Genomic DNA, 22,810 nt, shown 5'->3' on the forward strand with positions numbered 1-22,810 from the left:
CCACCTTTAAGGACCGCACGGAATACCCACACGGTGTTCTGTGCGGTCCTCTTTACTTTCTCCCAGCACATTAGGTAAGGTTTGCCTTGGCTAGTCAAGGGTAACCTTATTTCCATAGGTCACCGCCCTTGGACTGGCCAGGTTAAAAACGAGAAAGTCCCCAAATCTGTTCATCGCCGCCTTCCTGGTCGGCCTTCGAGAAGGCTTGGAAGCATCGCTCATCGTCGGCATGTTGTTCGCCGCGATTCACCGCCGCAATAGTCCGAGCAGCGACATCCAAACCAACACCGCCACCCACACAGTCTGGGTCGGGGTGTTTCTAGCAGCTGCGATCTGCACCGCCCTCGGTGCCCTTTTCACCTTCGGACGTTATGGTCTTTCCTTCCGCGCCCAAGAAGCAATCGGCGGCATCATGTCGCTCATCGCCGTGGCCATGATCACCGGCATGGTCCTCTCCTTGAGCAACGAGAACGGCAAGCTGCGCACCATGCTCGACGACAAAACCGGCATCGCGCTGACCAAAGGTACGCAAGCGATGTTCTGGCTCGCGTTCGTGGCCGTCGCCCGCGAAGGCATCGAACTGACGCTTTTGCTGTGGGGTTGGACCACTACCCCGAGTGCGATCACCGGAGCATTCGCGGGCATCGCCATCGCAATCCTGATGGGATGGCTGATTTACCGTGGCGCACTCCGCCTCGACCTGAAAACGTTCTTCACCTGGTCGAGCGCCCTGCTCATCATCGTCGCGGCAGGCATCCTCGCCTACGCCATCCACGATCTCCAGGAGGCCCAGTTCCTCCCTGGCCCCTTCTCCGGCGCACCGATTGCCCCAACACACCCACGAACCGGCGAAGTCCTCACCGGATTTGCCACCTATCCATTCTGGTTGGCGTCCTTCCCATTCGGCTGGGCTTTCAACCTCGATGGGGTCATCGACCCAGCGGGGATCACCGCCACACTCCTCCAAGCGTTCACCGGGTTCATGCCCCAAATGTCCTGGCTGCAGGTCGTCGGTTGGGGCGTTTACCTCGCCGTCATTGTCCCGGTTTTCGTGGGGCATGTGCGAGGGGCGAAGCGCGGTGGCGTCGATAAGCAAAAAACTGACTCTCATCCACGAAAGGTCTCATTATGAAGCGCTCCCCTGTCATCCTTGCCTCGCTGGCTCTCGCCCTCCCACTCGCGGGATGCGTGGAAAACAGCAGCGGCGACGGCATCGACGTACAAGCGAAGGAAGATGCGTGCACGGTGTCCACGAACTCTGTTGAATCTGGCACCAGCACTTTCTCCATCACCAATGAAGGTGAGCGCGTGACCGAGTTCTACGTTCTCGCCGACGATGGCCTGCGCGTGATCGCTGAGCGCGAGAACATCACCCCTGGCAGCACCGCGGACCTGACCGTGCAGCTGGAGCCCGGTTCCTACTTCACCGCGTGTAAGCCCGGCCTGCGCGGACCGAACGTCGGCCAGGCCGAGTTCACTGTGACCGGCGAGCCGATCCAGTACAGCGAGTCCGATGAACAGCGCTTCAATGAGGCACGCGATAACTACGTGGCCTTTGTGAAGAACGAGGTCTCGGAGCTTCTGCCAAAAGTCGAGGAATTCGCCGAAGCCTACGCCGCCGGCAATGATGAGAAGGCCAAGGAGCTCTACCCCACCACCCGCGTGCACTATGAGCGCATCGAGCCGATCGCAGAGGCCCTCGGCGTTCTGGACGCACGCATTGACTACCGCGAGGTCGACTACATCGCCGAGGCTGACCAGCTGAAGGAAGATGATCCGACCTTCACCGAGTGGCTCGGTTTCCACCGCATGGAGAAGGACCTGTGGCCGCCAGCTGCAGACACCAAGAATGCTGACGGCGCGCCTGCCCGCGAAGGCTGGGAGCCGTCTTCACCGTCGAAGCGCCGTGAGATCGCCGATGCCCTCATCGCCGACGTCGAGGAACTACACTCCACCGTCACCTCCCCGGACTTCGCAGAGGAGAATGACATCACCGTCGACACCGTGTCCAATGGCGCCATGGGCCTGCTCGAAGAAGTTGCCACCACCAAGGTCACCGGCGAGGAAAACTGGTGGTCACACAAGGACCTCTACGATTTCCAGGCCAACATCCAAGGCTCCCGCATCGCGTTCGACATGGTCAAAGACATCGCCGCCGAGCGCGGAGAAGAGGGCAAGAAGCTTGTCGACGAAATCTCCTCCCGCTTCGACGACATCCAAGCCCTCCTCGACCAGTACGGCAGCCTTGAAACCGGGTACGTCGACTACGACGAGGTTGACGCTGGCCAGCAGGCCAAGCTGACCCGTGCACTGGACGCCCTGCGTGAGCCGCTGTCCAACCTCACGGGCACCGTGCTGGGACTCAACGTGGACACGGAGGCGGAATCCTAAATGACTGGATTCAACCGGCGCACCTTCTTGGCGCTCGGCGGTGTGAGTGCCGCCGGCGCTGCCGCCGCTGCCTGCTCTCGGGACTCCTCTAGTGCATCGGGTTCTGCCGGCAGCACCTCCCCGGACGAGCTCATCATCGACTTCGCCGGTGAGCACCAGGCAGGAATCATCAGCCCGATGCAAACCAGCCTCCACTTCGCGGCTTTCGACATGGATGAGAAGGCCACCCGCGATGACCTCATTGACCTGCTGAAGCGCTGGACCGATGCTTCCCGACGATTGACCCTCGGTGGCGAAGTCAGCGCCAAAGGTGCCTTCGGCGGTGGCGAAAACTTCCCGCCCGATGATTCCGGTGAAGCCTTTGATCTAGGCCCGTCTGCCTTGACCATCACCATTGGTTTCGGCCGCAGCCTGTTCCGCGACCAGTTTGGGCTGGCTGACAAGCTACCGGATGAGTTCACCGTCATGCCACCGATGTCCAACGACTTCCTCAACCGTGAGCAGTCCGACGGCGACATCTGCATCCAGGCCTGCGCCAACGACCCGCAGGTAGCCACCCATGCCATCCGCAACCTGACCCGCTTGGCTGTGCCTGATGCGGTGCTGCGCTGGAGCCAAATCGGATTCGGCAAAGCTGCCGTGACCACGCGCGAGGAGCCCACCCCACGCAACCTCTTCGGGCAGAAAGACGGCACCGCCAATATCCGCGCTGAGGACACTGAGGCACTCGACGAACACGTCTGGATCCCCGCCACATCCTCCCAGCCTTGGGCTGCGGGCGGTTCCTATCTGACAGCCCGGCGCATCGCCATGAACATCGAGGTCTGGGACACCCTCCAACTCCAGGAGCAGGAGCGTGTCACCGGCCGCGACAAGTTCGAAGGTGCCCCGCTGAGTGGCACCAACGAATTCGACGAACCCGACTTCGCCGCAACCAATGAACGCGGACGCCCCGTCATCGATCACGGCTCCCACGTGTTCAACGTGCACCCCGACCAGAACGGCGGCATCCGCATGCTGCGGCGCGCCTTCAACTTCGTCGACGGTTCCAACGAGCAAGGTCGCCTCGACGCCGGCTTGTTCTTCATCGCGTTCACACGCACCGTCGACAGGTTTGCCACCGTGCACCAGTCCATGTCGCGTGACGAGATGTTCCTCGAGTACCTCAAAACCACCAAAACTGGTACCTACCTCATTCCACCTGGCGTAGGCGAGGCCGGTTTCGTGGGCGAAGGAATGTTCGCTTAAAAGCACTTGGGGCCGGGTTTTTGTAAAGTCGGCCCTATGAAAGCCCTCAAGGCAATCGGAAAAGTTCTGCTCGGGGTACTAGCGGCCATCCTCGTCCTGGTGCTCATCGTCTTCGGTCTGCGCGCCTACAACGGGCACAAGTACCCAATCACGCAGTCCATGGCCGAAGCCATGAGCTCTGACAAATCCACCTACGAGACCTCGGAGCACATCACCACCATCGAGGGCGAGTACTTAAACGGCTTCCACTTCCAACCGGCCGATAAGAAGCACCGTGGCGTCGTCGTGATCTACGGTGGCTCGGAAGGCTCCCCGGACTACTCCCGCGCCAAGCAGCTTTTCGACGCCGGCTACGAAGTCTTAAGCCTCTTCTTCTTCGGACAACCGAACAAGAAACCCACCCTCGCCAACGTCCCATTGGAACAGTTCGACGAGGTCACCGCCTACATCGCCGACCACGTGGAGGATCCTGCCCCCGTCACTGTCATCGGCACATCCAAGGGCGCGGAGTTCGCTGCTCTCCTCGCAGCACACGGCTACCCGGTGGACAATGTCGTCGCCTTCGCACCAGCCGACCATTCCTACAGTGGTCTCGACTTCACCAGCGGTGAGGACTTCCCCTCTTTCACCGATAAGGGTGAGGTGGTGGGGTATGCGTCGTTTAGGAAGGCGTCGATAAGCTCTGGTGCGAAAATGCTCTGGGATATGGCCACGGGCTACCCGGTCTCCTACCGCGCAACCTACGAAAGCGCCGCAGCCAACGCGAGCGATGGTGCACGGATCGACCTTTCTGATTTCGACGGCAACGTCCTGCTCTTCGCTGGCAACGCCGACCAGATGTGGCAGGCCGGCATTGCCGCGCGTGCACTCGCCGAACAGGGCGACAATATTGAGGCGCACGTCTACCCCGATGCTGGACATGTGTTCTTCCCTGATGCCGAAAAGCTACCGAATGGTTGGCAGATCATGCTCGGAGGAACCGCGGAAGGAAACCGCGCCGCCCACGAGGCTTCGGAGAAAACCCTGCTCGAGCGCCTCGCGGAATGGCACGGGTAATCATGCTGCCCTGGGTTGGGCGCGAAGCAGACGGCGGAGATCTCTCACGAGCTTCCCACTCACCACATCACGCCACCCGGCGCGCACCACACTAAACCCGAGGGCCTGGATCTCGTGCTGGCGATCAAGCTGGTCAAGCAACACTTTTACCCCATCGCCGTAGGTACCGTCAGACTTGATCCGCCCATCGAACTCAACGGCGAGCCACCCATTAATCATCATGTCCACGGACGCAAAACGCTGCTGCGCAAAAATGTCCTCGAAGACGACCTCCACCTGGAACTCAAAGGTGTGCGCCTCCGGGATCTCCGCCCGCAGCACCGCGTCACGGCCAATCGTCTCAAGCGCGCTTTGCGACGTCCCCGCACTCCACCCCACCACCCCCTCAAACCCCCGTATCCCATTCGCCCTGGGCAGCATGCTTCTGGCCCAGTACAGCAGCGCCTCCTGGGAGACCTTGCGGTAGTAACGCAGATGTTCCATGGGCACCAGCGCATCCAGTCGGCCGTAATAGCGGTAAATGTCGAAGAACACCTGGATCGGGTGCACCGTGAGCACGCCATTGTGCTCTTCCACCAGATCCTTTCGGAAGCTCCCACTGCGATACACCACCCGTGGGTCCTTCGGCTGCTTCCCCGGCTTCGCCCCCGACAGGTACCGCAGGTCCACCGCCTCCACCCACTCCAAGGTGGGCAGCCCCATAAGCCGTGCCGCCGCTGGCCCCGTCACCGCCGCACGAGGAAACGCCGCCGCGATGTCCCTGATCTCCCCCAGGCTCAGTCCCTTTTGTTTTCTGTTTTGTTGTCTGTTTTGTTTTCTGTCATTCCCCCTCATGTCTTCCAATGGTTCCTCATCCGCGACGGCCGCGCGAGGGAAAATTGTCCACTCTGGTGTGCATTGCCCACGCACGCTCCCGCTCCGCGCTCGCACGCCGCCCTCCCACAACGCCCCCTCGGGGCCACCCTCCGGGGCGAGTTAGTCCCGTTGCAGTCTGCCGCCACACCAGCCACAGTCGACCTGGGCTTTTGTTGGGTAGGTTCCGGACGCGACTAACCCAGCCTGAGAACGAGGGGTAGGGGGTGGGGCAAGGCCGTCGGAAAGCGAAAACTCGCCCTTCGCGGCCTCTCCGCAAGGCGAGTTAGTCGCGTTGCGGTTCGGCGCCACACCAGCCACAGCCGACCTGGGCTTTTGCCAATGCAATTTCGGACGGGACTAACCGGGCCCTGAGAAGGCGGCGCGGAGGGCGGCGCAGAAGGCGCGGCGCGGAGGGCGGGGCGGAGGGCAACGACCGCCCCGAGAAAAGCAAAAACCCGCTCCGAAGAGCGGGCTGCGCTAAAAGCGCGAAGGTGAACAGGACTAGAGCGTCTTCGGCGCCGGGATCTCCTCGGTCTCACCGGTCTCCTCGTAGCGGGCGAGGATGTCAATGCGGCGCTGGTGGCGCTCCTCTACTTGGTGGTCGGGGCCGATGCCAACGAAAGCGTCGACAATAGCGAGGGTCTCCTCCAGCGTGTGCATGCGGCCACCAATGCCGATGAGCTGGGCGTTGTTGTGCTCGCGGGCGAGCTGCGCGGTTTCAACGGACCAGGCGAGAGCGCAGCGTGCGCCCTTCACCTTGTTCGCGGCGATCTGCTCACCGTTGCCGGAACCGCCGAGGACGAGGCCGAGGGACTCCGGGTCGGCGACGGTCTTCTCAGCTGCGGCGATGCAGAAAGCTGGGTAGTCGTCGGCGGCGTCGTACTCGTGTGCACCGCAGTCGATGACCTCAAAGCCCTTGGCCTTGAGGTGCTCTGCGATCTGGTTCTTCCGCTCGAATCCGGCGTGGTCTGCTCCAAGGTAAATACGCATGGTGCCTAGCCTACGGGAAAACCAGCGGCCAAAGCACCAGAGCCCAACGTGCTTAGACCTGCGGGTCCTCAGTGCGGGAGCGCTTGAGCTCGAAGAAGTACGGGAAGGAAGCCAGGCCGACGGCGTGGTCGAACATGGCACCGGCCTCTTCACCTTCAGGCACGCGGGTGATGACGGGCCCGAAGAAAGCATTGTCGCCGAGCTTGATTACGGGGGTGCCTACCTCGTCGCCGACTTCGTCCATGGCGGACTGGTGGTAGGTGCGGAGCTGAGCATCGAAGGAGTCCGAGTTGGCTACAGAAGCAAAGGAGGCGTCCAGGCCGACCTGCTCGAGGGCTTGGGCAATCACAGCATCGTAGGCGCCAAAGCCCTGCTTGCCGCTTTCTCCACCTGGGTGGATGAGGGTGCCCATGGCGGTGTAGAGCTCATCGATCTTTTCGGGAGCTTCGGCTTTCACTTTCGCGAATACGCGGGCCGGGCCCCAGTTGGCTTCCATCTTGGAGGCGTAGTCGGCGGGGAGATCGCGGCCGTCGTTAAGCACGGAGAGCGACATGGGCACCCAGTCGACGCTGATGTCGCGGACTTTTTCTACTTCTTTGACCCAGCGGGAGGTGAGCCAGCAGAACGGGCAGGATACGTCGAACCAGAAGGTTACTTTTTGAGTCATGTCCCCAAGGGTACGTTGGAACGCATGAAGGCAAATCTGTTTCGATCTGACGCACAGCACCGCGCGGAGCTCATCAGCGACGTGCACTACACCGTTGACCTCGACATTACGGGCGCGGACACATTCACGTCCCGCACGAAGGTGACGTTTGAATCGAAAGCGGGTGAGACGTTCTTTGACCTCATTGCGGATAGCTTCGAGGCAACGCTCGATGGCACGCTTATCGACGAGCGAAAGCTCACGCTTTCGCCCGGCCCCCACGAACTGATCGTGGAGGCAACCCACACGTACTCCCGCACGGGCGAGGGCCTGCACAAGTTCACCGACCCGGCTGATGGCAAGGATTACCTGTACACCCAGTTCGAGCCGGCGATGGCCATGCGCACTTTCGCGTGTTTCGATCAGCCCGATCTCAAGGCGACCTATGAGATTTCAGTGACTGCGCCGGAGCGTTATGTCGTGGTGCTCAACGAGGCGGTGGAGCGCACCGACAACGGCGACGGCACGGCCACGACTCGGACGAAGCTCGACTACCCGCTGTCGACCTATCTCATTTGTGTTTGTGCCGGCGAATTCGAGCGTGTTTCTGATACGTACACCTGCACTGACAACGGAAAGGAGCGGACAATCGAGCTTGGTCTGTACGCCCGGGCGAGCCTCATTCCGCATATGGATTCGGAGCGCCTGTTCAAGCAGACGAAGGACGGCTTCGATTTCTACCACGAGAAATTCGGCCGCACCTACCCGTTCGGCGACAAGTACGACCAGATCTTCTGCCCTGAGTACAACATGGGCGCGATGGAGCACGTCGGTGCGGTGACCTACCGGGACGAGTACGTCTTCACGTCCGAGCCGACTCCTTACCGTCTTGAACGCCGCAACGACACGATCCTCCACGAGATGGCCCACATGTGGTTCGGTGACTTGGTCACCATGAAGTGGTGGGATGATCTGTGGCTCAACGAGTCCTTTGCCACGTGGTCGGCCGCAACGGCCCAGGTGGGCATCGGTGAGTACCCGGAGGCGTGGACCACGTTCGCCTCGGTGGAAAAGGCATGGGCCTACAACCAGGACCAGCTGCCGTCGACGCACCCGATTGCGGCGGATGCGCCGGATATTGAGACGGCGGAGCAGAATTTCGACGGCATCACCTACGCCAAGGGCGCCAGCGTGCTGAAGCAGCTTCAGGCCTATGTCGGCTACGAGGAGTTCTTCGCCGGGGTGCGCACGCACTTTGACAACCACGCCTACTCAAATGCCGAGTTCGCGGACTTGCTCGGGGCACTCGAGGAGGCGTCGGGACGCGACCTGTCCGATTGGGCGCAGCAGTGGCTGCGCACCACCGGCGTGTCCCGTCTTCGCCCGGAAATCTCTGCGGACAGCTTCGCGGTCGTGCAGGAGTCCGATGTTCTACGCACGCACCGCGTCCGTGTCGGCCTGTATTCGCTTATTCGCGGCTCCGTCACCCGCATCAAACAGGTCGAACTCGATGTCTCCGGCGAGCGCACCGAGATCCCTGAACTGGCGGGCGTGGAGCACGACCTCGCGCTGGTCAACGACGATGACCTCACCTACTGCCTCATGGGGCTGACCGAGGAACACCAGCGTTTTGCCTTGGAACACCTCGGTGACATTGAGGATTCGCTGGCGCGCACCCTCGTGTGGTCGTCGTTGTGGGAGTCCGTGCGTGATGGCTTCCTGCCCGCCCGTCAGTTCGTTCAGCTGGTGGCACGCTTTGCTCGCCAGGAAACACACCCGAGTGTGCAGGAGCGTCTGCTCGCCCAGGCAACCCAGGCAGTCAAGCAGTACGTTGCCGACGATTGGCGTGCCGAGGGCATGGCGCTGCTCAACACCGCTTTCCGGGGTGCTGAGCCTGCTGTCGTCTTCGACCGGGCGCTGGCCCGCCTCACTCCGGACAAAGAGACGGTGGATCACTTCACCACGCTGCTGGAGACCTCCGATAACCAGGAAACGCGCTGGCTCGCGCTGACGAACCTCATTGCGGCGGGAGAGTTGCCGGTTGCGGCGGCAGAGGATGAGAAGGACTCCTCCTCGGAGGGGGCGGTGTCGAGGTTGAGGGCGCGGGCAAGCGTCGATAAGCGATGGGCGTGGGACAAGCTGGTGAGCGAGGACCTCACCAACCTTGAATCCCGCTACCTGATGGATGGCCTGACGTTCACCCGCGAGGGCTTGGAGGGTTTGACCGACGAGTACTTCCGCGTGGCGCCAGAGTTGTGGAACCGTCTGACCAACGAGATGGCGCAGCGCACCCTCGAGGGCATGTACCCGCTGTGGGATGTCTCCAAGGAAGCGATCGCGAAGGCGGACGAATTCCTGGCTGGTGACATGCCCTCAGGACTGCGCCGCATCATCTCTGAAGGCCAGGACCGTGCAGCCCGCGCACTGCGGAACCGCAAGGTGGACGCGCAGGCCTAGAGCTTGGCCAGGGCCTGATCGAGGTCAGCGATCAGGTCCTCAACGTCCTCGATGCCGACGGAGATGCGCACGAGCGTCGGCGGCACCTCGAGGGCGGAACCCGCGACGGAGACATGCGTCATGGTGGCGGGGTGCTCGAGCAGGCTCTCCACACCACCGAGGGACTCTGCCAGGCAGAACACCTTGGTGGAGCGACAGAAGGTTTTGGCCTGCTCCGCAGTGTTGAAGGCCACGGAGACCATGCCGCCGAAGCGGGTCATCTGGCGCGCGGCGATCTCGTGGCCCGGGTGATCCTCCAGGCCCGGGTAGTAGACGCGGGCAACCTTGTCGGAGGCCTTCAGGTGCTTTGCCACGGCCTCAGCGTTGTCGCAGTGCTTGTCCATGCGCACGCTCAAGGTCTTCAAGCCGCGGCCGGTGAGGTAGGTATCAAACGGGGACGGAATAGCGCCGACCCAGCCGAAGAAGAAGCGGAGCTGATCCTCGAAGTCATTGAGGGCGTCGAAGCTGGCGGCGGTTACGCCGGTGACACCCTGGGAGGTGGAATCGGCCGGACGGTTCGCGCACACCACACCACCGATGACGTCGGAGTGTCCACCGATGTACTTGGTGGTCGAGTGCAGCACCACGTCCGCGCCGAGCAGCAGCGGCTTCTGCAAGTACGGGGAGGCAAAGGTGTTGTCCACAACGAGGGTTGCATTGCCCTTGATGTCCGCGATCGCCTGAATATCGGCGATGGACAGCAGCGGGTTCGTGGGTGTTTCTACCCAGATGACCTTGGTGTTGTCCTGGATCGCGGCGGCGATCTCATCGGTGTTGGTGATGTCCACCGGGGTGTTCTCAATCCCCCAGTGGCTGAAGATCTGCTGGATCAGGCGGTAGGTGCCGCCGTAAGCGTCGTTGCCGATGACGATGTGGTCGCCCGGCTTAAGCAGGATGCGCAGCACCGAGTCCACGGCCGCCATGCCGGAGGCAAAAGCGACGCAGTAATCGGCCTTCTCCAGCGCGGCGACGGTCTTCTCCAGAGCCGTAATGGTCGGGTTGCCCACGCGGGTGTACTCGTAGCCATTGCGGGTCACCGCCAGGTCATCCTGCGCGAAGGTGGTCGACGCGTAGATAGGGGTGTTAATCGACCCATAAAGGGAATCCGGCTCGTATCCGGCGTGGATGGAGTCGGTGCTGAAACCTGAGCGAGTGTTCTCGGTCATGGCGGTCCTTTCCTTTGTGGGCTTTGAGGGAACGTCGATAAGCACAATAGACCAAGCGGTCCATTTTGACCGACGGCGCGGTCGATTTAGATTCACGGCTAAGGTGAGCTGTGTGGACACAATGTATGAAGCACTCGGTGGTGACAGTTTCTTTCGGCGCCTGGTTTCCGGCTTCTACCAGCAGGTCAGAAAAGATGACCTCATTGGGCCGATGTACCCGGAGGATGACTGGGATGGCGCCGAGGATCGCCTGCGCTGGTTCCTCGCACAATATTGGGGTGGCCCTACCACCTACAATGAGCAGCGCGGTGCGCCGATGTTGCGCCGCCGCCACTTCCCCTACCCGATCGGCCAAGCGGAAGCGGAACGTTGGCTTGAGCTGATGAACCGCTCGCTGGACCAGTTCACCGCGGACGAGCTCAACGAGGAACAGCGCGCCGCACTGGTCAACCACATGGAGCGCGTGGCCTACATGACCATCAACCAGCCGGGCGACCACCCAGGATTGCCCACGGAGAAGAACCTGTTGTAAGTCGGCCCCCAAAAACGCGAACACAATAGTTTTGGGGAACTAGCATGTTCCCCATGCCATCAACGTCGACTTCCCCGTCTCAGACTCTGCTCGCCGTCGTGCCTGGGCTTATCGACGCCGGCGAGGTCTCCGCCCCCTGCGCCGCCGTAGACATCGCGGCCTTTGATTACAACGCGGCACAGATGCAGCAGCGCTCCAAGGGATTGCCCATCCGTGTGGCGTCTAAGTCCCTGCGAAGCGTGGCCGCACTACGCCGTGCGCTGTCTCACCCCGGCTTCCAGGGCATCTTGTCCTACAGCGTGCCGGAGGCAATCAACCTGGCACGCGAGGGCTTCGACGACATCGTGGTTGCTTACCCCTCCGTGAACAAGGTTGCCCTGCGGGAACTGGCTAGTGATGATCAGCTGCGCAGCACCATCACCGTGATGGTGGACTGCGTGGAGCACCTCGACCTCATCAGCTTTGCGGTGCAGGAGGCTGGCAATCCCGGCCCGATTCGCGTGTCCATTGATCTGGACTGCACCTTGCACCTGCCCGGCCTGGTCATCGGGCCACGCCGCTCCCCCATCCGCACACCGGAACAAACCGATGAGCTGGCACGCCAGATCACCGCGCGCACAGAACTCGCCCTGGTGGGCCTCATGGCCTACGAGGGACAGGTTGCCTCCGTTGCGGATGCCGAATCCGGCATTCCCGGCGCGGTGAAGCGCTGGCTGCGCACCACCTCCATGGACCAGCTCGGCCCACGCCGGGCTGAGTGCATCGCGGCAGCACGCCAGCATGCTGACCTGGAATTTGTCAACGGTGGCGGCACAGGATCACTCGATGTCAGTGCGGCCGAAGGAACGCTGACTGAGCTCGCGGCGGGCTCCGGTTTTTATACCCCAGTTATCTTTGACAACTTCGCCGATATCAACCACAAGCCGTCCGCGTTTTTCATCTGCCAGGTTTCACGCATCCCGGCACCGGGCTGGGCAACTGTGAACTCGGGCGGGTGGATCGCCTCCGGCCCACCGGCGGCGGATCGCGTACCAGTGCCGGTGTACCCGGCCGGGCTGCAATATTCCGCAACCGAGGGCGCGGGCGAAGTACAAACACCGCTCCACGGCCCTGCGACCAGCAGCCTAGGCGTGGGTGACACCGTGTGGTTCCGCCACGCGAAAGCGGGCGAAATGACCGAGCACGTGGACAACATCATCGCCGTCTTTCCAGACGGCACAACCGAAACATGGGATACCTACCGAGGACAAGGGTGGACACTGCGATGACATTTACACCGGAAAAGCGCACTAACCAGCGATTCAGCAACTGGTCAGGTTCTGTAAACACCAACCCGGGCGCTTTCTACTACCCCGCCACCATCAGCGAGGTGCAGCACATCGTCCGCACGCTGCCCGCCGGCCAGAGTGTGCGTACTGTCGGCGGCGGCCACTCCTTCACCCCGGTGGCTGCCGGCGCGCAGGCGATGATCAGCCTGGACAAACTCGCCGGCATCATCAACGTGGACACGGAGGAGAAGCGCGTCCGCTTCCTCGCCGGCACGCGCCTGTACCGCATCCCGGAGTACCTGCAGCCTTTCGGTCTCGCGCTGGCCAACCAGGGCGATATTGATAACCAGTCCGTCGCCGGCGCGATCTCCACATCGACGCACGGCACCGGCATCGAGTGGACCGGGTTCGCGGGCACAGTTACGGGTCTCAAGCTTGTCGACGCCAACGGGGAGATCCGCACCTACTCCATCGACGACGATCCAGACCTCCTGCGCCTCATCACCGTTTCCGTGGGCGCACTGGGCGTCATCGTCGAAGTGGAAATGCAGTGTGTGGACGCCTTTGACCTGCTGGCACGCGAGACCAGCGACAACCTTGATGACATCCTGGATAGCTGGGATGAACGCACCCGTGCCGTCGACCACTTCGAGGCTTTCTGGTTCCCGCACACGGACAAGGCGATGATCAAGAACAACACCCGCCTTGCCCCGGGTGAGCCGGCACCGGGCGGTGAGCCAAAGAAGCGCGGCCGCCTCACCCAGTTCATCGAAGATGACGTGGTGGGCAACGGAGCTTTCGCCGCCGCCCTCACCGTTGCGCGCATCGCACCGAAGACCACGCCATTCCTCAACGGTGTTGCTACGGACGCCATGGCAGCTAACACGTACCGCTCCCGTGCACATGAGGTCTTTGCCACCCCGCGCCGCGTGCGCTTCCACGAAACAGAATTCGCTGTGCCCCTGGCCGATGGCCCGGAGACCGTCCGCGAAATCCGCCGTGAGATTGACCGTCGCGGCTGGCTCATCCCCTTCCCGCTGGAGCTGCGCTCCACCGCCGCGGATGATGTGGCTCTGTCCACCGCCAACGGACGCGAGTCGATGTACATCGCCTTCCACGTCCCCCGCGCGATGAACCCGCACGATTACTTCCCGCACATCGAGCAGATCTTCATCGCCGCCGGTGGCCGCCCCCACTGGGGCAAGATGCACACCCGCGACCGGGAATTCTTCGCGCAGGCCTACCCGCGTTTCGACGAATTCTGCACCCTCCGCGAAACCATGGACCCCACCCGCAAATTCGGGTCCCCACACCTTACGCAGCTTTTCGGATAACTCCGAAAAGGCAAAGGATTTAGAACAGCAGGTTGAGTGCGGTGGAGTGGTACACGCTGCCGAAAGGCGCGTCCATGCGCACCCACCGGCCTGCTGTGGCAATCCGCAGGTGACGGGGCAGCTCCACCGGAGCACCTGGCCCTGGGATGAGCCCCAACGACGTGCAGGTAAAGATCATGCGCATGGGCACTTCTACGGCACTGCCGCCGGTTTCCTGCTCACTATCCACGGTGAGCACCGTCTGATTAAGCAAGGACCGCGGCGGGCCAAGAGGGCCAGAGAATTGGCGCGCCAAACGGCGTCCTTGATCAGCCAGGTCACGTACGACGGCAACGGGCACCACGTCACGCTCCACGAATCCCTCCGACGGCGGCAATGCGCCGGGCCAGCGGGAATCGCGGGCAGGGCCGATCTCCGTGCGCCCATCCGCGAGTGCCGCATCCACGTCCTTCGCAGCCACGACGGCTTTGTCTCGGGACACCGTTCCCCTCACGCGACGCGCGGCGAAGCAATCAAAGGGGGTGGTGACGAAGATGTCGAGGGTGCCGTCCCCGCGATCGTCGATACGCGCTGAAGCGTCCTCATCCAACGACAAGGCGCGGGAGGTGAGAGCCTTGAGCCCTGCTGCTCCCGCGCTGATTTCGAGCGTTTCGATGATTACTCGCCCGAACCTGCCGTAAGAATTCCACGCTCCTGCTGCGTGATCTCACGCGGCGCTGCGGTGGACAGATCCACGGCAACCAGCACCGTCTTAACCACGCCGCACACGTTGCCGTGGCGGTCCTTCAGATCCTGCGTGGTTTTGAAGGACGTGTTGCCGATCTCCGTCACGGTGGTATCCACCGTGACCTTCTTCGTATCCGGCATCACCGGGCGGAGGTAATCCACCTCAACGTGGCGGACGAACACACCGAATTCCTGCTCCTGGTCCGCGAAGTTTTCCTGCATGAAGGCGATACGCGCTTCCTGCGAGATGTCCACGAACTTGCAGTTGTTCAGGTGCCCATACCGGTCATAGTCGTTCCAACGCAGCGGAATGACCTGGGTATCTGAAAGAAGGTTGCCCACAGTGATTGTCCTTTCGTCTCAGATGTTTAACGGGTGAGCTTGCGGTGGGTGACGCGGGACGGCTTCGCCGCTTCCTCACCCAGGCGCTCAACCTTGTTGGCCTCGTAGTCGCCGAAGTTACCTTCGAACCAGAACCACTTGCCCTCTTCGACGTTGCCTTCCCACGCGAGGATGTGGGTACAGGTGCGGTCCAAGAACCAGCGGTCGTGCGAAATCACCACAGCACAGCCAGGGAATTTCTGCAGCGCGTTTTCGAGGGAACCCAGGGTTTCCACATCGAGGTCGTTCGTCGGCTCATCGAGCAGGATCAGGTTGCCGCCCTGCTTCAGCGTCAGCGCCAGGTTCAGGCGGTTACGCTCACCACCGGAGAGAACCTTCGACGGCTTCTGCTGGTCCGGCCCCTTGAAGCCGAAGGCGGACAGGTATGCACGCGACGGCATTTCGTTCTGGCCAACGTGGATGTAATCCAGCCCGTCGGAGACAACTTCCCACACGGTCTGCTCTGGGTCGATGTTCTCGCGGTTCTGGTCCACGTAGGAGATCTTCACGGTATCGCCGATCTCCACCGTGCCGGAATCCGGCTCTTCAAAACCAACAATGGTTTTGAAGAGGGTGGACTTACCCACACCGTTCGGGCCAATGACGCCCACGATGCCGTTACGCGGCAGGGTGAACGAAAGGTCCTTGATCAGGGTGCGACCATCGAAGCCCTTGTTCAGATCCTTCACCTCGACGACCTTGTTGCCCAGGCGCGGCGGGGTAGGAATCTGAATCTCTTCGAAGTCGAGCTTCTTGTACTGCTCCGCCTCGGCTGCCATCTCTTCGTAGCGCTCCAGACGAGCCTTGTTCTTCGCCTGACGTGCCTTTGGCGAGGAACGGACCCACTCGAGCTCGCTCTTCAGACGCTTCTGCAGCTTCTGGTCCTTCTTGCCAGCAACCTCAAGGCGCTCAGCCTTCTTCTCCAGGTAGGTGGAGTAGTTGCCCTCGTACGGGTAGAGCTTGCCGCGGTCGACCTCACAGATCCACTCGGCGACGTTGTCCAGGAAGTAGCGGTCGTGCGTAATCGCCAGCACTGCACCCGGGTAGGTCTGCAGGTGCTTCTCCAGCCACAGGACGCTCTCCGCGTCGAGGTGGTTCGTCGGCTCGTCGAGAAGCAGCAAGTCCGGCTCCGACAGCAGCAGCTTGGCCAGCGCGACACGGCGGCGCTCACCACCGGAGAGGTTGGTCACCGGCGAATCAGACGGCGGGCAGCGCAGTGCTTCCATCGCCTGTTCAATTTTGGAGTCCACCTCCCATGCGTCCGCAGCGTCCAGCTCCTCCTGCAGTTTGCCCATTTCTTCCATGAGCTCATCGGAGTAGTTGGTTGCCATCTCGGTAGCGATTTCTTCGAAGCGCTGCTTCTTTTCAAAGATCTCGCCGAGGCCCTCTTCGACGTTCTCACGAACCGTCTTTTCCTCATTCAGCGGCGGCTCCTGGAGCAGGATGCCCACGGTGGCACCGGGGTCCAGGAAAGCCTCACCGTTGTTTGGCTGATCAATGCCAGCCATGATCTTCAGCAGGGAGGACTTACCTGCACCGTTCGGGCCAACGACACCAATCTTGGCGCCGGGGTAAAAGGCCATGGTGACATTGTCCAGAATGACTTTTTCACCGACGGCCCTGCGAACGTTTTTCATCGTGTAGATGAACTCAGCCACTAGCGTCCCCTTCTCTCGCGTTTCATGCGTTGTGGTGGAGGTTTGAAAACCACCTCAAAGGGTACATCACCCCGGCGACAAGCTGGGTCGCCCCGTCTTACCCAGCCATTGCTGGCTGTGGTCGCGGTGCGTTTGCGCCGGATGGCCTATTGAGGACACCATCGCCCGCAACACTCTGATTGCTTGTCGACGGCGCCGGTTTCGCCTGCTGCCCCTGCTGGTCGTCCTGAGCGTTCTGGCTGGCCTGGCTGTCCTCCGGTGCCTTGGTGTTCTGGGTGTTCTGCGTGACAGTCACGCCGTGCTTCTTCCCGTACTCCTCCACGGTGAGGAGTTTGACATCGTCAACGCCATCTGGCGTGTGCGCCTGGGAAGCGGTAGAGCGATAAGCCACTTGGTGGCGGTTGAGTTCTAGCGCGATTTGGTTGGCTTTGATGATGTGCTTGTAGCGCGTCACGTTTTCCTTGTCCGTCCACTTTTCGGAGACAAGGCGACCGGAGACGATAACGGGCACGCCTTTGCGGAGGGAGGCTTGCACGTTCAAAGCCAACTGACCCCAGCATTCAACGTCGATGTAAAGGGTGTCTGTGTCCGCCCACATGTTGTTGCCGTTGGTATCCACGCTGTCCGTGCGCACGCGGCGGCTCGCCGCAAGGCGCAGTCGGGTGAGGAAGCTGCCAGTGTCAAAAGCTTTGCTCACCGGATCCTCAATCAGGTTGCCCGACAGTGTGATGGGTAGGTACGTCATTGCAGTGTCCTTTCGGAAAAGTTGTTGTGATGTTTCGTGTACTTTTCGCCCCGCTCCCGCATCCGGGAATGCGTGACACCAACAACGCTTCCTTAAATCGGCGCACTGCGCGAATACACCCCTAAAAACCTGTGGATAACTCAAAATAAATTCCACAGGCTCATGCCCGATTTTGCGCTTCATTCAATGGGAATGAAGCGCTCCCCCACCAAATTTTTTAACCGCGTGGGCCGCCACCGCGCGTCTTGGAGTACTGGGCCAGCATCTCGTTGTACGCGCGCCACTCCTCATCATCTGTCTCCTCTTCGCGCAGGTCACGGGCCTTTGATTCAGCGCGATCTTCACGGAGCCACCCCACGGCAAGGTACAGGAACACGACCGCCATGGGGAAACTTCCGGCCGCCCAACCGATGCCGGCGCCGACTTTTTGATCGCGCAAAAAGTCCGGGTTCCATGGAAGCGAAAGATTTTCGTAAAAACTTTCCCCCAAAACTAAATTCAGCTGCATGAGGTACACACCCATGAAGAGGTGGATGGGCATAGAGAAGACAAACCACGCGAAACGAACCGGCGTTGGTTTCCTACCCGGGATGTGGTCCGGGCCAATAAGTTCCCAGAAGTAGAAGTATCCGGACACCAAGAATGCGGCGTTCATGAGCACGTGGCCGGCATGCTCAGACACGGCCACTTGGTAGAAGGACGGGAAGACGTAGAGCACGTAGAAGACCACGAGGAACTGCACCGTCGATACCGGCGGGTAAGTAATCACGCGCACGAAGGTGGACTCTTCAAAAGCCTTCACCCATGCGTGCGGCCCAAATTCGTCTTCCGGATATGCGCGCTTGATCAGGGTCAATGGCGCACCGAGCGCCAAGAATACGGGCGCGCCCATGGACAGAATCATGTGCACGACCATGTGCACGGAGAACGCAGCCGGCATGTACATACCAATGCCGGAGGACATGGTGATCACGATCGTCGCGCAGCCAACCAGCCACCACGCAGTGCGGGACTTCTCCCAGCCGGACACGCGGCGCAGTAGGTGCAGGTAGTACACGGCCAGCAGCACACCAATAACGGAGAACAGCACCTCCGGGCGCCAGATCGTCCACACGTTGGTGAACGTCGGCGCTTCATAGAGGTTGTAGCCCATCTTCACCTGCATCTGCGTCAGGTCCGTCACCACCGGGGTGGGCGGCGGGGTGCGCCCCATCGACACAGCCACACCGGTCACAGCAGCCATGACCACTGCTTCCACGACGGCGATCCGTCGGAACAGCGCCGGACGTTCCTGCAGGTGCGGGATGGTCAGCTCACGGTGGGCATAGCCCAGCAAGCCCAGAACAACCAGACCAACGGCCTTCGCCAGGACGGTGGCGCCGTAGGCGGTGGCCAAAAGATCGTCGATACGCACCCTGATGAGCGCATTAATCACGCCTGAAATTGCGACAGCAAAGAAGGAGAACAGCGCGATACGCGAGTAACGCGCGACAGCTTGCGGCATGTGCGGGCCAAGGCGACGACCGTGCGCGATGAGCGCGAGCAGGCCACCAACCCACACCATCATGAACACGAGGTGCCACAGGAAGGAGTTCGTGCCGTAATCGTGGTTACCACCCGCCGCGGAGTGGCCGGACATACCCAGCGGCATGATGGCAGCAAGACTGCCAAGCAGCAGTGCTACCTGCGAAGACCAGCTACTCGCCAGCAGCCCACACGCCGCCACCGCGGCAGCGAGAAACGCCACGAGCAGCCAAATCTTCGCATCCGCCACGCGATCCAGCGCCATCGCCCACATCTCAGGGCTAAACAGCACGTCTGTCAGCGGAGTGCCCGAAATATCGGAGAGCACCAGCGGAATCATGAACAGCCCGATGAGCGCCAGACCCGCACTCGCCCAGGCGCCCGTGCGCCCCGCAATGTGCCCATCCACAGTCAGGCGCGCGCCGTGCAGCTCCTTCTCATTCGGCGGAATCAGGAAAGCAGAAAACATGAAGGAGCCCGTGGCCAGCGATGCAAGAATCCAGGCTGCAGCGCGTATCGACGGCAACCCCACCGTCGTCAACACCCCCGGATCTGGAATGCCCAACGCCGCCAGCGAATCGCCGAGGAACACGAACGACAACGTTCCTGCCACCAACGCGCTGACAAGCATCAACACCACGTAGATCGGCCAAGCTACACGCGCTGAAACACTCAAGGACATGCGTTAAAGCGTACAAGTTACCCACGCTTATCAGCGACTCCCCCAGCGTGCGTTACGATGATGAACACCAAGCCTCCATAGCTCAGTGGATTAGAGCATCCGGTTTCTACCCGGCTGGTCGCGGGTTCGAGTCCTGCTGGGGGCGCAAATTTTTTCGCTGGTCAGCCCACTGGTCAGGTAGTCTTTTCAACCGTGTTTCGCACCATGTTGAAGTCCAAGATCCACCGCGCCACGGTCACGCAGGCCGACCTGCATTACGTCGGCTCCTGCACGATTGACGCTGACCTCATGAAGGCAGCTGATCTGCTCGAAGGCGAGCAGATCGACATCGTGGATATCAATAACGGCAACCGCCTGACCACCTACGCCATCACCGGTGAGGCCGGCTCCGGGGTAATCGGCATCAACGGCGCTGCCGCGCGCCTGATTAACCCCGGTGACCTGGTGATCATCATCGGCTACGCCCAGTATTCGGACGAGGAATTGGCGGATTACAGTCCGCGGGTGGTGTTCGTCGATGAGAGCAACAAGATCCTGGAGAACGGCGAAGACCCAGCTCACGCGCCGGAAGGAACGGGCCTACGCAACCCGCGCCACCCCGAAGACAACTAGTTTTTTCACTAAACCCCTTGACGGCATATCGATTATCGACAGCATCGAATACCGATAAGAAAGGATTGCCGTCATGAACACCTCCACCCCAACCCCTGACCCCCGTCCGCCGAAGGGCCGCGACCGCACGAAGGTTTCCTGGTCTGATGCCCTCGCCGTCGCCATCACCTTCGCATGGCTCCTGCCAGAGATCATCGCGCTGGTGAACGATGGAACGATTTCCAGCCGACTCTCCCCCGCCATCGAAGGTGGCCTGCACTTTGCGGATCTTTCCTCAGGCCCGCAGACCATGTTCACCGTCGCCCTGGGCTTGAAACTGGCATCTCTGCTCTGCGCCGTTTTCCTCACGACAAACACCTTCACCGACATGGCGAAGGGCAACGTGTTCACCGAAAAGAACGCGCGGCGGCTCAACGTGGCAGGGAACAGCATCGTTGTCTTCTTCATTGCCCGATTGGGCCTGGAAGGCCTAGCCAATAACTGGGCGGCCGCCGAACTTGGCATCGACTGGTGGGGCGACGCCGGCACAAGCACCCCACTCTCCGAGCTGGCCCCGGCTCTGCTCCTCATCTTCGTTCTCGGCGCACTGGCCAGGATCCTGCGCCGCGGCGCGAAACTCGAAGAGGATGTGGACGGCCTTGTCTAACCCCACCACTGAACCCCAAGTGATCTGCCACCTCGACGAGCTCATGGCTGAGCGCGGCATCACCGGCGCCGCACTCGCCGCAAAGGTAGGCATCACGCCCGTCAACCTCTCCGTCCTGAAAAACAACCGCGCGAAAGCCGTTCGATTTAGCACCCTCGCCGCGATCTGCCAGGCGCTCGACTGTCAGCCGGGGGATGTCTTCTCAGTGAAGTAGGCTCGCAGGCATGAGTTTTCCTTCCCCCTCCCACGACTCCTACGCCCTGATCACCGGTGCCAGCCAAGGCATCGGCGAGGCCATGGCGCGCGACTTTGCCAAAGCTGGGTACAACCTCATCGTCGTCGCTAGGCGAAAGGACGTGCTCGAAGCGCTCGCCGCCGAGCTCTCAGACGCACACGGAGTTGAGGTCGTCGTCGCAGCACATGATCTCTCCGTCGCCGAAGACGTGGACGAGCTTCTTTCGCTTATCGACGATTACCGGGTCTCCATCTGCGTCAACTCCGCCGGCATCGCCTCCTTCGGCCCATTCATGGAGCAGGACTGGAACTACGAAACAAACCAGTTCAACCTGAATGCCACCGCTGTCTTCCGCATCACCAAAGCCGTGCTGGACCAAATGGTTCCGCGCGGCGAGGGCGCACTGTGCAACGTTGGCTCCGCCGCCGGCAACGTGCCGATTCCGAACAACGCCACCTACGTGTTCACCAAAGCCGGCGTCAACGCATTCACGGAAGCACTGCACTACGAACTGAAGAAAACCGGCGTGCACTGCACCTTGCTTGCGCCTGGCCCCGTGCGTGATGCCGTGGTTCCGGAGGAAGAGCAATCCATCGTGGACAAGGTTGTCCCGGACTTCCTGTGGACCACCTACGAGTCCTGCTCCGCCGAAACCATTGAGGCGATGATGAAAAACCGCCGCCGCATCACCCCGGGCCCGCTATCCAAGGCCATGGACTTCGTATCCTCCTTCGCCCCGCGCGGTGCGCTGGCACCCGTGATGGGCTGGTTCTACGCCAAGATGGGCTAGCGTTGTGCCCATGAGTGAAGCACTAGCTGCTAAAGACGACCGCATTGTTTGGATCGACCTTGAAATGACAGGGCTGGACCCTGACCGCCACGTCATCGTGGAAGTCGCCGCCCTGGTCACCGATGCGGAACTCAACATCCTCGACGAGGGAATTGACCTTGTCATCCACGCCAGCGAAGACGAACTCGCGGAGATGGATGACTTTGTCACCAACATGCACGCTTCCTCCGGTCTCACCGAGCAGATCAAGGCCTCCACGGTCACGCTGGAGGAGGCGGAGGAGGCGGTGCTGGAATTCGTCGAGAAGCATTGCGCAGACATTCGCCCACCGCTGGCCGGCAACTCCATCGCGACGGACCGCACCTTCATCCGCGCTTACATGCCGCGGCTTGATGAGCGCCTGCACTACCGCATGATCGACGTATCCACCATCAAAGAGCTCACCCGCCGCTGGTTCCCCAAGGCCTACTACAACCAGCCCGATAAGGGGCTGGCACACCGCGCGCTCGCTGACATCGTGGAATCCATCCGTGAGCTGGACTACTACCGCCGCGCCGTCTTCACCGCTACTCCCGGCCCTGAATCTGGCGAAGCCTCCTCGTTTTCGCAGGCCGCCGAGCAGCGCTACCAGCGGTTTTTGTAAAACGCACCAAGTGAACTAGAGTTGGTTTCCGCTGCGCAAGCAGCGATGGTGGCTGTAGTTCAGCTGGTAGAGCACCAGGTTGTGATCCTGGGTGTCGCGGGTTCGAGCCCCGTCAGCCACCCCGAAGAAAAAAGGCCCCGTGCCACTCCGCTTCAGCGGGATGGTGCGGGGTCTTGCGCATGCCGC

General features: G+C 61.4%; 22 protein-coding genes and 2 tRNA genes. 15 read left to right on the forward strand and 9 right to left on the reverse strand.

Annotated elements, in window-relative coordinates; all coding sequences use genetic code 11:
- Window positions 1–184: 184 nt before the first annotated feature.
- Genes L8U60_RS03160 through L8U60_RS03175 form a run of 4 tightly spaced genes read left to right on the forward strand, consistent with a single transcriptional unit; the run spans window position 185 to window position 4,695 of the window.
- Window positions 185–1,132, forward strand: a complete 948-nt coding sequence (locus L8U60_RS03160) for an FTR1 family iron permease (protein WP_269965004.1) — start codon at window positions 185–187, stop codon at window positions 1,130–1,132.
- Complete coding sequence (gene efeO, locus L8U60_RS03165) at window positions 1,129–2,391, forward strand: iron uptake system protein EfeO (RefSeq protein WP_269964942.1); 1,263 nt, start codon at window positions 1,129–1,131, stop codon at window positions 2,389–2,391. The genes L8U60_RS03160 and efeO overlap by 4 nt, the downstream gene beginning before the upstream one ends.
- Window positions 2,392–3,639, forward strand: a complete 1,248-nt coding sequence (gene efeB / locus L8U60_RS03170; RefSeq protein ID WP_269964943.1) for an iron uptake transporter deferrochelatase/peroxidase subunit — start codon at window positions 2,392–2,394, stop codon at window positions 3,637–3,639.
- Window positions 3,640–3,675: 36 nt separating this feature from the next.
- Window positions 3,676–4,695, forward strand: coding sequence for a dienelactone hydrolase family protein (locus tag L8U60_RS03175; protein WP_269964944.1), 1,020 nt, complete (start codon window positions 3,676–3,678; stop codon window positions 4,693–4,695).
- Here the strand turns inward: L8U60_RS03175 and L8U60_RS03180 are convergent, their stop codons facing one another.
- From L8U60_RS03180 to L8U60_RS03190, 3 genes are all read right to left on the reverse strand, one after another.
- Complete coding sequence (locus L8U60_RS03180; protein WP_269964945.1) at window positions 4,696–5,529, reverse strand: hypothetical protein; 834 nt, start codon at window positions 5,527–5,529, stop codon at window positions 4,696–4,698. It lies immediately after the preceding gene.
- A 522-nt stretch (window positions 5,530–6,051) separates the two neighbouring features.
- Complete coding sequence (locus tag L8U60_RS03185) at window positions 6,052–6,540, reverse strand: ribose-5-phosphate isomerase (RefSeq protein ID WP_269964946.1); 489 nt, start codon at window positions 6,538–6,540, stop codon at window positions 6,052–6,054.
- A gap of 52 nt (window positions 6,541–6,592) precedes the next feature.
- Entirely contained in the window at window positions 6,593–7,207 is a 615-nt protein-coding gene (locus L8U60_RS03190; protein ID WP_269964947.1) for a mycothiol-dependent nitroreductase Rv2466c family protein, read from the reverse strand.
- A gap of 24 nt (window positions 7,208–7,231) precedes the next feature.
- Between L8U60_RS03190 and pepN the strand changes: the two genes are divergently transcribed.
- On the forward strand, window positions 7,232–9,643 hold the full coding sequence (gene pepN, locus L8U60_RS03195; RefSeq protein ID WP_269964948.1) for an aminopeptidase N: 2,412 nt from the start codon (window positions 7,232–7,234) through the stop codon (window positions 9,641–9,643).
- Here pepN and L8U60_RS03200 read toward each other — a convergent pair.
- Window positions 9,640–10,848: a cystathionine gamma-synthase gene (locus tag L8U60_RS03200; RefSeq protein WP_269964949.1), complete on the reverse strand. Its 1,209-nt coding sequence runs from the start codon at window positions 10,846–10,848 to the stop codon at window positions 9,640–9,642. The two genes, pepN and L8U60_RS03200, sit on opposite strands and share 4 nt — an antisense overlap.
- 121 nt (window positions 10,849–10,969) lie before the next feature.
- On the opposite strand from L8U60_RS03200, the gene L8U60_RS03205 reads away from it, so the two are divergent.
- The 3 genes from L8U60_RS03205 to L8U60_RS03215 are packed head-to-tail and all read left to right on the forward strand — an operon-like array spanning window position 10,970 to window position 13,982.
- Window positions 10,970–11,380 (forward strand): globin, encoded by a 411-nt coding sequence (locus L8U60_RS03205; RefSeq protein ID WP_269965005.1) that lies wholly within the window; start codon window positions 10,970–10,972, stop codon window positions 11,378–11,380.
- 53 nt (window positions 11,381–11,433) lie between these two features.
- A complete protein-coding gene (locus L8U60_RS03210) occupies window positions 11,434–12,648 on the forward strand; it encodes an alanine racemase (protein WP_269964950.1) in 1,215 nt (404 codons plus the stop codon).
- Complete coding sequence (locus tag L8U60_RS03215) at window positions 12,645–13,982, forward strand: D-arabinono-1,4-lactone oxidase (protein WP_269964951.1); 1,338 nt, start codon at window positions 12,645–12,647, stop codon at window positions 13,980–13,982. Before L8U60_RS03210 ends, L8U60_RS03215 begins: the two co-directional genes overlap by 4 nt.
- Window positions 13,983–14,001: 19 nt before the next feature.
- On the opposite strand, the gene L8U60_RS03220 is transcribed toward L8U60_RS03215, so the two are convergent.
- From L8U60_RS03220 to L8U60_RS03240, 5 genes are all read right to left on the reverse strand, one after another.
- Window positions 14,002–14,640: a DUF8185 domain-containing protein gene (locus L8U60_RS03220; protein ID WP_269965006.1), complete on the reverse strand. Its 639-nt coding sequence runs from the start codon at window positions 14,638–14,640 to the stop codon at window positions 14,002–14,004.
- Entirely contained in the window at window positions 14,640–15,056 is a 417-nt protein-coding gene (locus L8U60_RS03225) for an acyl-CoA thioesterase (RefSeq protein ID WP_420840142.1), read from the reverse strand. Before L8U60_RS03225 ends, L8U60_RS03220 begins: the two co-directional genes overlap by 1 nt.
- 20 nt (window positions 15,057–15,076) lie before the next feature.
- On the reverse strand, window positions 15,077–16,747 hold the full coding sequence (gene ettA / locus L8U60_RS03230) for an energy-dependent translational throttle protein EttA (RefSeq protein WP_269964953.1): 1,671 nt from the start codon (window positions 16,745–16,747) through the stop codon (window positions 15,077–15,079).
- A 97-nt stretch (window positions 16,748–16,844) separates the two neighbouring features.
- Window positions 16,845–17,492, reverse strand: coding sequence for a single-stranded DNA-binding protein (locus L8U60_RS03235; RefSeq protein WP_269964954.1), 648 nt, complete (start codon window positions 17,490–17,492; stop codon window positions 16,845–16,847).
- Between the two features lie 217 nt (window positions 17,493–17,709).
- Window positions 17,710–19,698, reverse strand: coding sequence for a bifunctional copper resistance protein CopD/cytochrome c oxidase assembly protein (locus L8U60_RS03240; RefSeq protein WP_269964955.1), 1,989 nt, complete (start codon window positions 19,696–19,698; stop codon window positions 17,710–17,712).
- A gap of 71 nt (window positions 19,699–19,769) precedes the next feature.
- Between L8U60_RS03240 and L8U60_RS03245 the strand changes: the two genes are divergently transcribed.
- The 7 genes from L8U60_RS03245 to L8U60_RS03275 all read left to right on the forward strand — a co-directional run bounded on the left by L8U60_RS03245 (window position 19,770) and on the right by L8U60_RS03275 (window position 22,745).
- A tRNA-Arg gene (locus L8U60_RS03245) sits at window positions 19,770–19,843 on the forward strand.
- Window positions 19,844–19,890: 47 nt separating this feature from the next.
- On the forward strand, window positions 19,891–20,310 hold the full coding sequence (panD, locus tag L8U60_RS03250; RefSeq protein WP_269964956.1) for an aspartate 1-decarboxylase: 420 nt from the start codon (window positions 19,891–19,893) through the stop codon (window positions 20,308–20,310).
- Window positions 20,311–20,383: 73 nt separating this feature from the next.
- Entirely contained in the window at window positions 20,384–20,956 is a 573-nt protein-coding gene (locus L8U60_RS03255) for a DUF2975 domain-containing protein (RefSeq protein ID WP_269964957.1), read from the forward strand.
- Window positions 20,949–21,170, forward strand: a complete 222-nt coding sequence (locus L8U60_RS03260; RefSeq protein WP_269964958.1) for a helix-turn-helix domain-containing protein — start codon at window positions 20,949–20,951, stop codon at window positions 21,168–21,170. Before L8U60_RS03255 ends, L8U60_RS03260 begins: the two co-directional genes overlap by 8 nt.
- 10 nt (window positions 21,171–21,180) lie before the next feature.
- Window positions 21,181–21,981 (forward strand): mycolate reductase, encoded by an 801-nt coding sequence (gene cmrA / locus L8U60_RS03265; protein ID WP_269964959.1) that lies wholly within the window; start codon window positions 21,181–21,183, stop codon window positions 21,979–21,981.
- Window positions 21,982–21,991: 10 nt separating this feature from the next.
- Complete coding sequence (gene orn, locus L8U60_RS03270) at window positions 21,992–22,624, forward strand: oligoribonuclease (protein ID WP_269964960.1); 633 nt, start codon at window positions 21,992–21,994, stop codon at window positions 22,622–22,624.
- A gap of 48 nt (window positions 22,625–22,672) precedes the next feature.
- A tRNA-His gene (locus tag L8U60_RS03275) sits at window positions 22,673–22,745 on the forward strand.
- Window positions 22,746–22,810: the final 65 nt, after the last annotated feature.

Source organism: Corynebacterium meitnerae (genome assembly GCF_027570075.1).
Taxonomy (GTDB): Bacteria; Actinomycetota; Actinomycetes; order Mycobacteriales; family Mycobacteriaceae; genus Corynebacterium; species Corynebacterium meitnerae.